We start from the raw sequence: 15,353 nt of genomic DNA, 5'->3' as shown, positions 1-15,353 counted from the left end.
GGGTACAGGACCTAGAGCCGCCGCGCCGGGATCGGGAATCAGGCGGAGAACACCTCGCGGGCGCGCTGGGCCAGACCACTTGCCACCGAGATGAACTCGCCGCCTGCGCTGATTTTGTCCTCGCCAAAGCGACGGGCGAAGATCGCCCGCACCGAGGGGACCAGCGACGAACCGCCGGTGAGGAAGACGCGATCGACCCGCTCTGCCGCGATTCCGGTGCTGTCGAGTAGACCTTCGACGCAGGATTCGATCGCGGCAAGCTCCTTGCCGATCCAGCTCTCGAACTCGCTGCGGACGATCCGCCGTTCGACCAGAACCGGGGCGTGGTCGAAGCGGAACAGGGTTTCCTCGCCGCGGGACAGGTCGAGCTTGGCCCGCTCGACGGCGCGATAAAGGTGATAGCCGAGATTGTGCTCGATCAGCGCCAGCAATTGTTCGATCGGCTCGGGGTCGTCGACATGACGCTGGAGATCGCGCAACAGCCGCAGCGTCTTGGGGGTGTTGAGGAAGGCGACATGGTGCCAGCGTTCCAGCTTGGCATAGACCCAGGCCGGCATCGGCAACGCCTTGCCGCCGCTCAGATAGGTGTCGTTCTTGCCGAAATGGGCCGACAGACCGTGTTCGACGATGCGGCGGTCAAAGGCATCACCCGCGATGCCGACACCGGCGGTGCCGATGATCGCGTCTTCGGGTCGGGCCAGTTTCGCTCGCCCCGGTCCCAGCCGGATCAGGCAGAAATCGCTGGTGCCGCCGCCGAAATCGGCGACCAGAACGGTCTGGTCCTCGGTTAGCGTGCTTTCATAATAATAAGCGGCGGCAATCGGTTCGTACTCGAACACCACCTCGCCGATTCCAGCCTTGGCAAAGGCTTCGACCAACCGCCCGGTGGCGTAATCGTCCTCGGTCTCGCCTCCTTCGGCGACGAAGCGGACCGGACGTCCGGCCACGACCCGCGTGACCGCCTTGCCCTCGGCCTCGGCGGCGCGGCGGAGGTGGGAGACGATCAGCGCCACCAGATCTTCCAGGCTGTAGGTCCGGCCCAGGATCGAGGTGCCGGTGAACAGGCGGCTGGTCAGGTAGGACTTGAAGGATTGCAGGAAACGGCACTCGCCGTCGCTGTGCAGATAGGCGTCGATCGCCTCGTGACCGACCAGCGGCACGACATTGTGGTGGGCGTCGCGGCGGTTGGCCTCGAAGGCCAGCACCGAGCGCAAGGTCTGCGCCGGTCCGGCCGAGGTGGCGAAGCGGACAACCTCCGCCGCCTTATCCTGCCCGGCAATCGCCACGGCGCTGTTGGTGGTGCCAAAGTCCATTCCGACGAACATGAGATGTCCTTGATGCGAGGCGAAATGAAAGGAAGAATCAGGCGAATTGACCGGCGACCCAGCCGCTGGCCCATGCCCAATGGAAATTATAGCCGCCCAGCCATCCGGCAACGTCGGCGGCTTCGCCAACCGCGAACAGGCCGGGGCGGGTCTTGATCTCCATCGTCTTCGACGACAGAGCGGCGGTGTCGATCCCGCCCACGGTGATTTCGGCGGTGCGCCAGCCCTCGGTGCCGGTCGGGGTGAGCTTCCAGTTTTTCAACTCGGTCCCCAGCGCGGTCAAGGCGGCATGGGGAGTCTGGCCGATCGGGCGGGCATCGGCCCCGGCCCGCGTCGTTACCATCTCGGCCAGACGGGCGGGCAGATGCTCGGCCAGCACCGTCCGCACTTCGGCCTTGGGGCGGGAGGTCTTGCGTTCCAGCAGATAGGCCGCAGCGTCAAGGTCGGGCAGCCAGTCGATCGCAATCGACTCGCCATCCCGCCAGTAGGACGAGGCTTGCAGCACCGCTGGACCCGACAGGCCGCGATGGGTCAGCAGCACCGCTTCGCGGAAACGGGCGCGGCCGACCGAGACGATGGCGTCGACCGCAATGCCCGACAGCGGACGGATCAGCGCCAGATCGGCTTCGGCAAAGGTCAGCGGTACCAGTCCGGGGCGCGGGGTCACCACCGGGACGTCATAGCGGCGGGCGACGGCATGGGCAAAGCCGCTCGCGCCGATCTTGGGGATCGACAGACCGCCGGTCGCCAGCACCACCGAGGCGGCCGACAGCCCGCCCGCCCCGGTCGCTACCGTGAAGGGGCCGTCGCCGCTGACCGCGCCTGCCTTCAGCCCATAACGGAGCTCCACCCCGGCGGCGGTGCATTCGGCAAGAAGCATCGTCACGATGTCCTCGGCCGAGCGGTCGCAGAACAGCTCGCCATGACTGCGCTCGTGCCAGGGAATGCGGTGGTGGCGCAGCAAGTCGAGAAAGTCGGCGGGGCGATAACGCTTCAGCGCCGAGGTAACGAAATGCGGGTTGCCCGACAGATAACGGTCGGGGGCAACGCCCAGATTGGTGAAATTGCAGCGCCCGCCGCCCGAGATCAGAATCTTGCGGCCCGGCTGGTCGTTATGGTCGAGCACCAGCACTCGCCGCCCACGCCGACCGGCGGCGGCGGCGCACATCAACCCGGCGGCACCCGCGCCGATCACGATCACGTCGAAATCCATACAATCGGGTTCTAGCCCGGATTTCGTCCTCTGTCACGACCGGGTGCGCACGACCGGCCGGATCATCGCGCAGGTGCAGGGCGGTTGCGATCCCAGTGCGGGAGTCTGCGCCAGGGAAATCTCGACCAGACGCTCGGTGCCGTCGCGCGTCAGCAGCGGCAGTTCTGGGGAGCCACTGGCCATCCGGATCACTTGTTCCGCGCACAGCGCCAGGGATTTGCGACATTCGACATGGTGGGGGCGGACCCTGGCGGGGAGCAGGGTCTCGATTTCGGCTCCCAACAATTCGTCGAGGGAATAGCCGCTCATCCGCTCGATCTCGCGGTTGGACAGGATGATGCGTCCAGACGGATCAACCACCAAAAGCCCGACCGGCAATTCGTCGATAATGGTGCGGAACCAATCTTCGGTCTGCTGGCTGAAATCCTGCTGGAGCCGCACCGCCTCGGTCAGGCGCCGTCCTTCGACCAGATAATCCTGGGCTTGTCGTGTCGCCAGCACCAAGTCGATCTGGACCGCCAGCACCGGAAGAACCGCATCGATCAACGCCCGGTCGGTGACAAAAGCGGGGGAGAGCGAGGCCAGTTCGAGCACCCCCAGAACGCGGTCGGCACGGACCAGCGGCAACAGCAGCAGGGCGCGTGGCGAGTCCTCGCCCTGCTCGCGGCGAAGTCGCCAGACCCCGGCCGGCGGGTCTTCAAAGCACAGCGCCCGGCACATCCTGGCGCATTCGCCGATCATGCCGTCTTCCAGCCCGATCCGCTCGGGCGCGCTGCCGCCACCATGAAGCCCGGCCAGACAGAGGCTTTGCCCGTCGACATCGATCACATAAAGGCTGCCCTGATGCAGCGGCAGGTCGCGGGCCAGACCGGCGAAAAGCTCATGGGCGATTTCGGCGACGGTCGTTGTCCGTTGCAGCCGGGCGATCAGGTCGGCTTGGCGTTGCCACTTTTCGGTTTGATCGGCGAAGAGCTGGACGGTTTCCGTGCGGGAGTTTTCTTCCTGGCGGAGCCGTACCGTCCGATCCTGTGCGCCCAGACCCAGCAGGCCGAGACCGCCCGCGCCGAGCGCCGACAACAGGCCGATCGCCATCCGCAGCAATAACGGGGTTGCCGTTTCCAGGTCGGTCAGAAGCACCAGCGACCAATCGCCGCCCGGGTCGTTCCATTGCAGTGGCCGACGTGTCACCATGTAGCTGGTCTGGTTGATGTGCGCATTGGTCGTGTTCGGATCGAATGGAAGTGTTCTGATCCGATGCGGACCATCGAAGGCGCCGCCGAATTGCCGCGAGGTGGAAAGGGCGCGGATGCGGTCGGGGGTGATCTCTCCGACGACCGCGAGATGCCAATCCCGCCGCGAACTGGCAAACACCACTCCTTGCGGCGAGAGCAAAAAGGCAATGCCGTTCCAGTCGCGCAGGGCATGGTCTATCGCCGCGATCCCGATCCGCGCCACCACCGCGCCGAGCACGATCTTGCTGTCGCCTTCGGTTCCCCAGATCGGAGCGGCCAGATACAGGGCGCGGTCCCCGGTCGAGGTTCCGACGGCGGCATAGACGCTCTCCCTCCCGCTCAGCGCTTGATGGACATAGGGGCGGAAGCTGATATCGGTGCCGATCCGTGCCCGGCCGTGATCGTCCCACGAAGCAACGATGATCCCGCCACGATTAACGACGAAGGTTCCTTCGCCTTCAATCTCTTGGCCGAGGATTTCAAGGATATGTTCCGCTTCGGCGAGGTGTCGCTGTCCGGTCATCCCCGGTCCGGCCGCGACCGCACGCAACGATGGTTGGGTCAAGCCGGAAATGGTGACCGCTCCCATCGCCCGTCCGCCCAGAGTCCGTCCCTGGAAAAGGGCTGCCTCGCGTTGGGCTGCGGCGATGAAATCGTCTTGGTGCCCGGCTTCCATCACCAGCCGGAATACTTCGCTGGCACCCATCCCGACCAGCAGGGACAGCACGAGGATCAGACCGAGTTTCCGGCCGGTCCGGGCAGAGAGCCGGGAAACGACCGTTCCCATCGTCAACCGCCTTGGTCTGCTTTGGGGTGGACGTTCTGGTCCGCTGAGGGAAAGCTCCTCACTTCCGGCTGATCGATCGCCGCTCTGACGTCGCTGTCGTTCATCACATCCACACCGCCCTACCCATACCACCCCTTAGAAATACCACGTTTTGGTGTGGAGGGTGGGGCGTCGATACAAGCTCTCTGTCGAGGCGATCCATTCCGAAAACGCAGGAATCCGTATCTATCTGGCGTGTATCCTTTGGCGTAAGGTAGTTATTGAGTCCGTGTCGTTGACCCGAACGAATCCTGGGTCGGTTCCCCGAAGGCAAACGCGAAGGTGAGGCATGACCGGGAAAGTGCTGGGTATAGTCTTTGTCGCCGTCGGACTTACGGCCTGTTCCGGTCCGGGCGGTCCGGGCGGCCCCGGTGGTCCGGATGGACCGGGGAGCGTGCACCATCCTCTTGTCCTCAGCCCCAATGCCGAACCACTGACCGGTGGTGACCTGGGCTGGCGTCCGTGCGAGGCGGTGCTTGGCGATTGGGCCGTCCGGGTTGATTCGACTCATAGCGGCGCGATCTCTCGCCAGGATTTTCTCGCCGATGCCCGGGCACAATTCGCCCGGATGGACGGCGATGGAGACGGATTTATCACCGCTGACGAATTGTCTGCCTACCGGGCGCCGTTCCGCCCGATCGCCCCCCCGCGCGAGCCGCATATTCGGCGCGGCGACGGCGATGACGGAGCAATCAACGGCCGCATCGGTTTTCCCGGCGGCGGTTGGGGCGGGGGGCGCGGTGGTGGTCCCCATGACGGTGGGGGAGGTCCGCGCGACGGTGGTGGTTCCGACCGCTCCACCCTGACCACCGGCGAAGATCCGGTGATGGCCGCCGACACCAATCTCGATTTCAAGGTCAGCCTGGACGAGTTCCTGCGTCAGGCGACGTTGATCTTCGACTCGCTTGACCTTGACCATAACGGCACGCTCGATCTGACCGAGTTGCGGCGGTTTTGCCCCGCTTTTGCCAAGAAGTGACGGCGGCCTTGCGCCGCAGCCCGCTCAGCCGAAGGTAAAGGCGAACGCCTGAGCCCCGGGGGCGAGGAACTCGATTTCGAAGGTGCGGTCGCGTCCGGTTTCGGTCTGGCGGATCAATTGATAGAGCCGCCGCCCGGTGATCGTTCCGCGACCGTCGGCATCAACATCAAGGCCGTGATCCGCCCCCGGGGCGGCACCGTCGAGGCGTACCCGGAACGGGACCGGGGTGCCGCTTTCGTTCGGTCCCAGCACCAGATGCAGATCGCGGGCGTGGAAGCGAAACACGATCGTTGCGCCGCTAGACCTTGCCACCGCTCGTTCGGATTCGATTTTCCACTCTCCCGTCAACGCCCACTCATTGCGGCGCAGAGTCGCCGGGGCGGTGTAGGATTGGGGCAGATCGGGGACGATGCCGCCCGGCGAGCGGAAATTTTCGGCGCGGTCGTGGCCGATATAGGTCTCGGGCGAGCCTAACGCGGCGAAGTCGGCGGGGGCATGAACTCCGACGGTCGCGATCGATTCGGTGGTGGTTGCGGGGGGGAGGGTCCGCCCGGCCTCGGTCAGCAATTGACGGATCACCTGCTCGGTATGCTCGTAGCCACCTTCGCCGAAATGGTGGAAGCGGATGCGGCCCTCTCTGTCGATCACGTAATGGGCCGGCCAGTAATGATTGTTGAAGCCTCGCCACAGGGCATAATCGTTATCGACCGCAACCGGATAGGAGACGTTCAGATCGCGCACCGCCCCGGTCACGTTGCTCAACGATTTTTCGAACGCGAATTCGGGGGCATGGATGCCCAGCACCACCAGCCCGGCCTCGTGGTATTTCTCGGCCCAGGCCCGGACATAGGGCAGGGCGCGCAGACAATTGATGCAGGAATAGGTCCAGAAATCGACCAGGACGACCTTGCCGCGCAGGCTGTCGGGGGTGAGCGGCGGGCTGTTGAGCCACGCTGTCGCTCCGGCCAGCGAGGGCAGGGTGCCTTCGACCGGCAGTGAGCTTTCCGCCGCCATCGCCGCCAGCATGTCCGGTGCGGGACCAAGCCGGTCAAGCAGCCTCTGCTCGATCGCGACCGCGCCGGGCAGCGACAGGCGGCTTAACAATCCGGTATCCAGCCCGAGACCGATCGCCGCGACGGCGGCCAGCACTGCGACGCCCAGGCCGCGCCGGACCCATTCGCCGATCCCCAGGCTGCGTTTCATCGCCACGAAAACCCGGCGGCCCAGCAGCAGCGCCGCCGCCAGCGAGGTGGCGGCTCCGGCGGCATAGGCGGCAAGCAAAAGGCTGGTCTGTACGCTGGCCCCGTCCAGGGCGGCGGTGGTCAGGATCACCCCCAGGATCGGTCCGGCGCAGGGAGCCCACACCAGCCCGGTGGCGATGCCGAGCAGAATGGACGGAGCGATTCCGGGCGGAGTGCCCGTGGCCTCGCCCCGTTCCGCCGCCTGGGACAGGCGTCCTCCCAGCGCGACCAGCGGACGGGTGATCCGCTCGGCCAGACGGGGCAGCAACAGGGCCAGCCCGAACAGGGTCAGCAGGGCCAGGGCGATCCAGCGCCCGGTCTCATTCGCCTCGACCGCCCAGCCGCCGCCGACCGCCGCCAGGGTCGCGATCACGGCGAAGGTCAGCGCCATTCCGACCAGCATCGGCAAGCCGCTGCGCAGGAAGGGGCGGTCGGCCCCCGCGAACACAAAGGGCAGAACCGGCAAAATGCAGGGGCTGAGGATGGTTAATCCCCCGGCGAGATAGGCGATGGCGAACAGCAGCATCGGAGGGCACCAGGGTTATTTAAGAGGTCTTCGGCGTAAAGGTCAGGGCTGCCCCGTTCATGCAATAGCGCAAGCCGGTCGGGGCCGGGCCGTCATCGAAGACGTGGCCGAGATGGCCGCCGCACTTGCTGCAATGAACTTCGGTGCGGGCAACGCCGATCTTGTGGTCGGTCGAGGTGGCGACCGCACCCTCTTTCGGCGCCCAAAAGCTGGGCCAGCCGCTGCCGCTGTCGTATTTCGTGGTGGAATCGAACAAGGGCTGGTCGCATCCGGCACAGGCGAACTGTCCGGCACGGTGTTCGTTGTTGAGCGGGCTGGAAAACGGCCGCTCGGTCGCCTCTTCGCGCAGAACCGCGTATTGTTCCGGCGTCAACATGTTGCGCCACTCCTTGGCTGTGTGATGGATGGGAAAGTCTTCACCGGCGCGGGCGGGCACCAACAGAGTCCCGCCGCCCAGGCCGAGAAGGGCGAGGCCGCTCGATCCGGCCCAAAGAAGGTGACGTCTGGTCAGCATCTCCGCGCTCCCGCTCAAAGACCGCACTTCGACGCGGCGATCCGCATCGTTGGTTAGATTGGGGGTGCGGGAGGGGAAGACAAGACGGCGCGGGCTGTTCCGCTGCCGACGAGGCTCAGGCCGCGATCAGGCGGCCGCCATTCCAACGCCGCAATAACGGCCACGCCGTCAGGGCCGAGGCGGCGGACAGACCGGCCATCACCCAGAAGGATTCGCCGCCCAGCCACTCGTACAATGGCCCGGTTCCGGCGATCACCAGACCGGGGGCCAGCCCGACCGATAGTGCGGCGAACAGGCCCTGGGCGCGGACCGACAGCGTGGGCGGCACCGCCCGCGAGATGAAATGCATCGCGCCGAGATGGGCGCAGCCGAAGGTGGCGGCATGGAGGACCTGGACCAGGGCGAGCAGGGCCGGTTCGGTGGTCGCGCCCAGGACCGTCCAGCGGACGATGCCGCACAGTCCGGCCGACAGGATCAGCCCGGCCGGTCCCACCAGCGCCACCGCCCGGCCGCTGAGCGAGAACAGGACGATTTCGGCGACGACTCCTTCCGACCACAGCCATCCGATCGTCGCATCGGACAGGCCCGCCGCTTTCCAATGCAAGGTCGCGAACCCGTAATAGGCGGTGTGGGCGGTCTGGTTCAGCGCGGTCGCACCGAGGAACAGCAGGAACAGACCCGACCCCAGCAAGGGGCGCAGCGGCGGCGGCGGCTGGTCGCGCAGCGGGACGCGGGCGTCGGGTAACGTGGTGCAGGTGAGGGTGAGGCAGAGCAGGATCGCACAGACCAGCCAGGGCAACCCGTCCACCGGCCAGAGTTCCAGGGCATGGCCGACCGCCGAAGCCGAAGCGATGAAGGCCAGCGATCCCCACAGCCGGACACGGCCGTAATCGATCTTTTCGCGACCGGCGACCATCAGAACCAGACTGTCGCCCACCGGCATCAGTCCGTTGAAGGGCAGGAACACCAGCAGGGTGACGATCAGGATCGGCCAGAACCCCCAGGAGAAGGGGAACAACAGGCACATCGCGGTCGCGGCGGCGGCCAGGATCAGCATCGGCCGCTTGCGGTCGCCGCGATGATCGACCCAATGGCCGACCAGGGGATTGGCGACCAGCCGGGTCAGGTAGGTAAAGGCGATCAGGATGCCGATTTCGGACGGGCTGAGGCCCCGTGACGACAGCCACAACGGCCAGAACGGAGCAAAGATGCCCACGATCGCGAACAAGGCGGCATAATACACCGCCAGCCGCGTGGCCTGTCCCGCTCCGCTCATGCCCGGGGCAGCGGTGCCAGAGCCAGCCCTCGATCCGTCAGGGTGGCGATCATCTCATCCGAGCCAAGGAAGGCATATTCGACGGCGCGCTGGTCGGTCAGTCTTTCGCAGGCGCGCAAGGCATCGTCGACTTCGCCGGGATGACACATCACCAGGGTCCCAGGGCCGGGGCGGTCGGTGAAGCGTTTGAACAGCGCCGGATAGGGAACCCGGCCGGAAAAATCATAGACGCCGCGAAAGCTGTGATTATGGGCGATACCGGCCCGGCGCAGCCGCAGCCGCAGCCCGATTCCCAACGCCGCGATTAGCCCGGCGCGGGCCGGATCGATCCCACGTCCGAGGATCATGAGCGGATTGTCCCAGCACGACCGCACCCAGCCGCCGGGGGCCAGCCGCCGCGCGGCGATATCCAGCACGACATCGCGGACCACCGGCAATTGGTGGACGTGATGATGACCGTCAAGGAAATCGGGGGCGCGCCCCATTGCCGCCTCGAACGAATCGACCTGACGCTCTAACTCGGCGGCGATTTCGGCGCGGTCGAGGCGGCGCAGCAGCGACCGTTTCAACACCTGTCCCAGCGAGGGAAAGCGACCGTCCGGAGCCAGACCGGGCAGGGGGCCGAGCGGGGTGTGGTCGGTCAGGGTCAGGTGAACGCCGAACTCGGCCCGCGGCCACAGCGGACGCAGCAACAGGGCTTCGGACGGCCAGAACGGACCGGCGGTCATGCAGCCGGTCGCCTGAAGACGTCCGGCCTCGATCAGGGCGCGGATGGCGCGGCCGACGCCGGGGGCTAGGCCGTAATCGTCGGCGCACAGGGTCAGGGATGGGGTGATCATCGCTTCACGATAAAGGCGCGTCCGTTATCGACGCCAGTGTTAAAGACGCATCCGCTCTATTCGGAGACCGGGCCGGACTCTATCCCAGCGCCTGTTCAAGGTCGGCGATGATATCGGCCGGATCTTCGATCCCAACCGACAGGCGGAAGGTGCCGTCCCCGGTCCACTCGCGATAGCGTTGCGCGGCGGTGGCATCCAGCCGGAAGGACGAACGGATGATGTCTTCGGCGGGGATGTGGAACAGCAGGCTGCGGGTCTTGCCCAGTGATACGGCATAGGCCACCAGTTTCAGCCGCTCGGCGAAGCGCCGTGCCAAAGCCGGGCCGTCATCGGCGGTGAACGACACCATGCCGGAGAAGTTGCGCATCTGCCGACGCGCCAGTTCGTGCTGGGGATGCGAGGGCGAGCCCGGCCACAGCACCCGCCCGACGCGGGGATGGTTGGACAAAAATTCGCTCACCGCCGCCGCATTGGCCTGATGCGCCGCCATCCGCATCGGCAGCGTCTCCAACCCGCGCAGGATCAGCCAGGCGGCAAAGGGATTGATCGCGCCCCCGAAATGGATCAGCGCTTCCTTGCGCAGATCGGCCAGCGCCTTGCGCCTGCCGATCACCGCCCCACCCAGGGCGTCGCCGTGGCCGCAGGCATATTTGGTCAACGAGTGAACAACGAAATCGGCGCCTAACTCCAGCGGGCGGGTCGCGATCGGGGTCGCCATCGTCGCATCGACGGACAGCTTGGCGCCGTGCTGGTGAACGATTTCGGCAATCGCGGCAATATCGGCCAGCCGCAGGATCGGATTGGCGGGCGTCTCGATATGGACCAGCCGGGTCGAGGGGCGCAGCGCATTGGCGACCGCCTGGGGCGAGGAGGTATCGACCTTGGTGACGTCGATGCCCCATTCCGGCAAGCTCTCGTGCGCCAGTTCGGCCACCCCGGCATAGCAGACGTCGGACACGATCAGGTGATCCCCCGCCTTCAGCAGGTGGAGGAACAGACCGCTGATCGCGGCCATGCCGCTGGCGAAGGTCAATGCCGCCTCGCCACCGTCCAGCGCGGCCAGACGCTGTTCCAGCGCCTCGGCGGTGGGGTTGCTCCAGCGCGAATAAAAATGCGGGGTCTGATCGCCGAGATCGTTGGCGGAAAAGCCGATCGCATCGGGATCGGCGAAAAAGCTGGTGGCCGGGACCAGGGGGCTCAGGACCGGCTGGCCGGGGACGCTGGTCGATAAACCGGAGTGAATGGCAAGGGTGGCGGGTTTCATCACCGATAACGCTCCTTGTGCGCGCCGACCGCAGCCCGACCGGACGTCAGCGCGGAGTTTACACCACTCTGACCGCCTTTGAGGGTATTTGCTGTGTCCTTACTTCTGTCCAATCACCCCCGGCATTTTGGTCTCGTCCAAAAGCGAGTCCCCTCAGCCGATCCGACCGGGGGTGGCGCAAGGGAAAGAGAAAGGTGTCGCGGAGAATATACTTAGGGGCGTTTTTAGCGGAAGACTGTTGTGTATTTTGGTTGATGGCTGCCCGGTTTGGGCGCAACCATGTCACCGACACGGAGGGACAAAGCCATAGCGCGCCGAGCCCATCGGACGCCGGTTCGTGATCGTCCTGCCAGACCGTGCCCCGACCCTTGCCCGCTTGCGCGGACAAGGGGGTTCCTCCGTTCGAGAAAGGGTAACCTGATGACCACGGGGACCGTGAAATGGTTCAACGCCCAAAAGGGTTTCGGCTTCATCGCTCCCGATGAGGGCGGCAAGGATGCTTTCGTCCATATCAGCGCGGTGGAACGGTCGGGCCTGGGCGATCTGCGCGAAGGCCAGAAGGTCGGCTTCGATCTGGTCTCCGATACCAAAAGCGGCAAGATGGCCGCCGAGAATCTGAAGGCGGTCGACTGACCCGATCCCGAGCCGCCCCACGGCGGTTAACCGTGGGGGGCCAGGGCCGCTTTCAGCACGCTGACATTATGCCGGAACATCGCTTCGTAGGTCGCGGCGGGGCCATCACTCGGTGACAGCGAGTCCGAATACAGGACGCCCCCGATCGTGCCGCCTCCATCCTTGGAAATCTGCCGGGTCAGGCGAGGGTCGCTCATTGATTCGATGAAGATCGCCCGCACCTTGGTTGCCTTCATCTGCTGGATCAGGGCGGCGACCTCTTTTGCCGTCGGTTCCGCCTCGGTGCTGAATCCGACCGGAGCCATCAGCTCAATTCCATAGGCTTTGCCGAAATAACCAAAAGCGTCGTGGCTGGTGATGATCCGGCGGTCCGCCTTGGGGATCGCGCCCAATTCGTGGTGCACCCAGGAATCCAGCACGCCCAGCCGCTGGGAATAGGCCGCCGCCGCCGCCAGGAAGTGCTCGGCCCGTTCTGGCGCGACCTGGGCCAGCGCCTCGCCGATATTCCCGGCATAAAGGCGGCCATTGGCCAGCGATTGCCAGGCGTGGGGATCGATCGGGTCGGCGTGGCTATGGCCGTGGGCGTGGTGAGTCTCCCCTTCGTCTTCGGCCTTCATCGTCAATGGAACCACCCCGGTCGAGGCCACCACGACCAGCGCCTTGCTCTGCGAGGCTTTGAACAGGCGGTCGAACCAGCCCTCGAACCCCAATCCATTGACAACGATCAGATCGGCTGCGGCGATGGCCTTGGCGTCGCCGGGGGTCGGTTGATAGACGTGGGCGTCGCCGTTGGGGCCGACCAGAGTGGTGACCTCGACCTGATCGCCGCCGATCTGGCGCACCATATCGGCAAGAATCGAGAAGCTGGCGACGACTTTCAACGGCTCCGCCAAAGCGGGGCCGCAGACCGCGATCATCAGCGCGGATAAAAGGGCGATACGGGGCAACATGACGGCAGAAACCTCCTGGGCCGAATCGAACGATACGTTATAACATAACACATCGTTCGATTCGGCAAGGCCCATTCGCCCCCATTGCCCCGGGCAAATGCCCCGACGTCAGCAGGACGGGCAGGGCTGGATTGGCAATCCTCGCCGCAGCCACCCCGGACCGGCCGCGCTGCCCAGCATTCCTTCCGGAACGTTGAGGACATGGCTGAACCCGTTCTGGGTCAGCAGGGTCTGCACCTGTGTCGACCGATTGCCACTGCGGCAGATTATCGCCAGCGGGGCGCTGCGGTCGCCGCCGACCAACGCGACGATCTGCTCGAGAAAGGCCCGGTCCCCAACCCGGTTGCGGTAATCAAGCCGCTTCGCGCCGGGCGGCACTCCACTCTCCCGCCATTCCTCCGGGGTGCGGACATCGATCAGGGTGATCTTTCCCGCCGCGACCAAAGCGCTGGCGTCGGGGGCGGACAGGCTGAGGTCGGCCGCGTCCGCCGCGCTCCCGCCCAGCAGGGTCAGGAGAACGGCGAGCAGGGCCGGGCGGCACCAGGACGGTATGGTCACGGAATCTTCGCCTCGATCGCGCCGGTGGTGGGGTTGATGCCGAGCAGGGGAAGACCGGCTTCTTTCCACGCCGCCAGTCCGCCCTTGATATGATAGACGACGGGGCAGCCCGCATCGATCATCCGCTGGGCCGCGATGCCCGACCGTTTCGAGGTTCCACACTGCAACACGATCTTCTGGTTTCCGCCGCAGGGCAGTGCGGCCGGGTCGAAAGTGGCAAGCGGGAACAGCAGGGCTCCGGGAATCCGCTCGACCCCATATTCATAGGGCTCGCGAACATCAATCAGGATCGCCGTGCCCTGGTCCAGCCAGCTTTTGGCCTCGGCGGGGGAAAGGTCAACGAGTCCGGTTTCGCTCATGATCGGTGTCTCCATATTGCTCTTATCTAATATTAAGCGCGCCTAATGTATTGCGCCAGTCGAAAACAAGGCGTGCGCCCGCCATCGGGCCATGGTGCTGGAAAGACCCTTCGCGATGACCGATGATCCCGAAGACGGGGAGGGGGCCTGGACTCCCCCGAACGCAAGAACGGACAATCCGGCGATGCGCAATCGAACCAAAATCCTGCTGCTGACCGTCGCGACGGTTCTGCTGACCGCCCTTGTGGTCGGAATAGTCGGCTATTGGTACGCGCAGCCGACGGCGATCACGATTGCCGTTGGTCCCGAAGACAGCCCCGAACATCGTTTCGCCCGTCGTTTGTCCGAGGCCCTGGCGCAGAACCATGCTTCGGTCGCTCTGTCGATCGAGGTGTGCGACACCCAAGCCCAGGCGTTGCTGCGCTTTGCTCGTCACGATGCCGAACTGGCGATCTTGCGTACCGACGAGCGCCGCATCCCCGCGTCGACACGGGCGCTGGCGGTGCTGGAGCATGAAGCGATCCTGGTGATCGGGGTGCGCAAGACCCGGATCGACACCCTGGCCGACCTGGAAGGGCACAAGGTGACGGTGTTGGGCCGCGACGCCCGCAACGAGGCTTTTCTCCGTCGCCTGCTCGAACAATATAAAGTCGATTTCAAGCGGATCGATCTGCGCACCGTTCCCAGCGATACCAAGCTTGAGACTCTGCTGAGCGGAACCAATGATCTGGTGGTGCTGTTCGAGCCGCTCTCGCGCCTGGAATCCGCCAGCGAGTTCGGCAGCCTGGCCAACAGCGTGCGCGGGGTCTCGGTCCACGCGATCGGCGACGCCAAGGCGCTGGAGCGGAAAGTGCCCGGCCTTTATGCCGAAACGATCGAACCCGGTCTGCTCTCGGGCTCGCCCCGCATCCCCGAGGAAGAGATCGAGACCGTCGCGCTGCATAAGATTCTGGTCGCTCGCGCCAAACTCCCCGATTGGCAAGTCGTCGAACTGATGCGGGCTTTGTTCGAGAGCGGGCGCCAACTCGGGATCGAGAAAACCTTCGGTACCCGCATCGAGCCTCCCGACACCGAGAAAGGGGCGTTGATCGCCAGCCACGAGGGGGCCAGCCAATATGTCGAGCGCGAGGTCGAGACGGTCTTCGAGCGCTATTCCGATCTGATCTATCTCAGCATGTCGACGATGAGCGTGATCGGCTCGGCGGCGATTGCGCTGTACAGCACCGTCTTCCGCCGCCGCCCGGTTCAGGTCGAAGACCGCCTGGGCGCTCTGGTCGCTTTATGTCAGCGCGCCCGGACCGCCACCGCCATCGCCCAGTGCGAAGCGATCGAGGGCGAACTCGATGCCTTGATCCACGACGTGTTGCAGGGGATCGCCGACGGGACGATTTCTCCCCGCGGGATCGATGCGTTCCGGCTGGGCTGCGAGACTTGCCGCTCCATCCTGGTGGCAACGCGAACCCAACTCGCCTGATCTAGCTCCGAACCATGTCTTTGGCGCAAACGAACGATGAGGAAGCGGCGGGAATAAAAGCGATAGCTGTGTGTTATCGTCTTTATTAACGCGAAGGGTAGCGATGACGGCCTCACCTCCGGACAGATCCGGAAAAAGTTACGC

At 65.3% G+C, this 15,353-nt stretch carries 14 protein-coding genes; 3 read left to right on the top strand and 11 right to left on the bottom strand.

Annotated elements, in window-relative coordinates; genetic code table 11:
* Positions 1 to 38: 38 nt before the first annotated feature.
* Genes K678_RS14980 through K678_RS14970 form a run of 3 tightly spaced genes read right to left on the bottom strand, consistent with a single transcriptional unit; the run spans position 39 to position 4,557 of the window.
* Positions 39 to 1,325, bottom strand: a complete 1,287-nt coding sequence (locus tag K678_RS14980) for an Hsp70 family protein (protein WP_021133317.1) — start codon at positions 1,323 to 1,325, stop codon at positions 39 to 41.
* Positions 1,326 to 1,362: 37 nt separating this feature from the next.
* A complete protein-coding gene (locus K678_RS14975) occupies positions 1,363 to 2,538 on the bottom strand; it encodes a BaiN/RdsA family NAD(P)/FAD-dependent oxidoreductase (RefSeq protein WP_021133316.1) in 1,176 nt (391 codons plus the stop codon).
* Positions 2,539 to 2,571: 33 nt separating this feature from the next.
* On the bottom strand, positions 2,572 to 4,557 hold the full coding sequence (locus tag K678_RS14970) for a PAS domain S-box protein (RefSeq protein WP_021133315.1): 1,986 nt from the start codon (positions 4,555 to 4,557) through the stop codon (positions 2,572 to 2,574).
* 433 nt (positions 4,558 to 4,990) lie between these two features.
* On the opposite strand from K678_RS14970, the gene K678_RS14965 reads away from it, so the two are divergent.
* Positions 4,991 to 5,575: a hypothetical protein gene (locus K678_RS14965; protein ID WP_021133314.1), complete on the top strand. Its 585-nt coding sequence runs from the start codon at positions 4,991 to 4,993 to the stop codon at positions 5,573 to 5,575.
* A gap of 24 nt (positions 5,576 to 5,599) precedes the next feature.
* On the opposite strand, the gene K678_RS14960 is transcribed toward K678_RS14965, so the two are convergent.
* The 5 genes from K678_RS14960 to K678_RS14940 all read right to left on the bottom strand — a co-directional run bounded on the left by K678_RS14960 (position 5,600) and on the right by K678_RS14940 (position 11,235).
* Positions 5,600 to 7,342, bottom strand: a complete 1,743-nt coding sequence (locus tag K678_RS14960; protein ID WP_021133313.1) for a cytochrome c biogenesis protein DipZ — start codon at positions 7,340 to 7,342, stop codon at positions 5,600 to 5,602.
* 19 nt (positions 7,343 to 7,361) lie between these two features.
* Positions 7,362 to 7,856, bottom strand: a complete 495-nt coding sequence (gene msrB / locus K678_RS14955; RefSeq protein WP_021133312.1) for a peptide-methionine (R)-S-oxide reductase MsrB — start codon at positions 7,854 to 7,856, stop codon at positions 7,362 to 7,364.
* A 115-nt stretch (positions 7,857 to 7,971) separates the two neighbouring features.
* On the bottom strand, positions 7,972 to 9,132 hold the full coding sequence (locus tag K678_RS14950) for an MFS transporter (RefSeq protein ID WP_021133311.1): 1,161 nt from the start codon (positions 9,130 to 9,132) through the stop codon (positions 7,972 to 7,974).
* Positions 9,129 to 9,971, bottom strand: a complete 843-nt coding sequence (locus K678_RS14945) for a ChbG/HpnK family deacetylase (RefSeq protein WP_021133310.1) — start codon at positions 9,969 to 9,971, stop codon at positions 9,129 to 9,131. Before K678_RS14945 ends, K678_RS14950 begins: the two co-directional genes overlap by 4 nt.
* 79 nt (positions 9,972 to 10,050) lie before the next feature.
* Positions 10,051 to 11,235 (bottom strand): trans-sulfuration enzyme family protein, encoded by a 1,185-nt coding sequence (locus K678_RS14940; RefSeq protein ID WP_021133309.1) that lies wholly within the window; start codon positions 11,233 to 11,235, stop codon positions 10,051 to 10,053.
* A gap of 420 nt (positions 11,236 to 11,655) precedes the next feature.
* On the opposite strand from K678_RS14940, the gene K678_RS14935 reads away from it, so the two are divergent.
* Positions 11,656 to 11,868 carry a cold-shock protein gene (locus K678_RS14935; protein ID WP_021133308.1) on the top strand — a complete coding sequence of 71 codons (213 nt, stop codon included), beginning with the start codon at positions 11,656 to 11,658 and terminating at the stop codon, positions 11,866 to 11,868.
* A gap of 26 nt (positions 11,869 to 11,894) precedes the next feature.
* Here K678_RS14935 and K678_RS14930 read toward each other — a convergent pair whose 3' ends face one another.
* The 3 genes from K678_RS14930 to K678_RS14920 form a co-directional block, all read right to left on the bottom strand.
* Entirely contained in the window at positions 11,895 to 12,818 is a 924-nt protein-coding gene (locus tag K678_RS14930; protein ID WP_039853415.1) for a metal ABC transporter substrate-binding protein, read from the bottom strand.
* A 108-nt stretch (positions 12,819 to 12,926) separates the two neighbouring features.
* A complete protein-coding gene (locus tag K678_RS14925) occupies positions 12,927 to 13,376 on the bottom strand; it encodes a rhodanese-like domain-containing protein (protein ID WP_021133306.1) in 450 nt (149 codons plus the stop codon).
* The gene (locus tag K678_RS14920; RefSeq protein WP_021133305.1) at positions 13,373 to 13,735 is read right to left on the bottom strand and encodes a rhodanese-like domain-containing protein; all 363 of its coding nucleotides are present in this window, start codon (positions 13,733 to 13,735) and stop codon (positions 13,373 to 13,375) included. Before K678_RS14920 ends, K678_RS14925 begins: the two co-directional genes overlap by 4 nt.
* 184 nt (positions 13,736 to 13,919) lie before the next feature.
* On the opposite strand from K678_RS14920, the gene K678_RS14915 reads away from it, so the two are divergent.
* On the top strand, positions 13,920 to 15,209 hold the full coding sequence (locus K678_RS14915) for a TAXI family TRAP transporter solute-binding subunit (RefSeq protein WP_039853411.1): 1,290 nt from the start codon (positions 13,920 to 13,922) through the stop codon (positions 15,207 to 15,209).
* The last annotated feature ends 144 nt before the right edge of the window (positions 15,210 to 15,353 follow it).

The sequence above is a fragment of the Magnetospirillum fulvum MGU-K5 genome (genome assembly GCF_000442515.1).
In the GTDB taxonomy this organism is placed as follows: domain Bacteria; phylum Pseudomonadota; class Alphaproteobacteria; order Rhodospirillales; family Magnetospirillaceae; genus Phaeospirillum; species Phaeospirillum fulvum_B.
The sequence above is the reverse complement of the archived record's forward strand: the minus strand, read 5'-3'. Positions and strand labels throughout refer to the sequence as shown.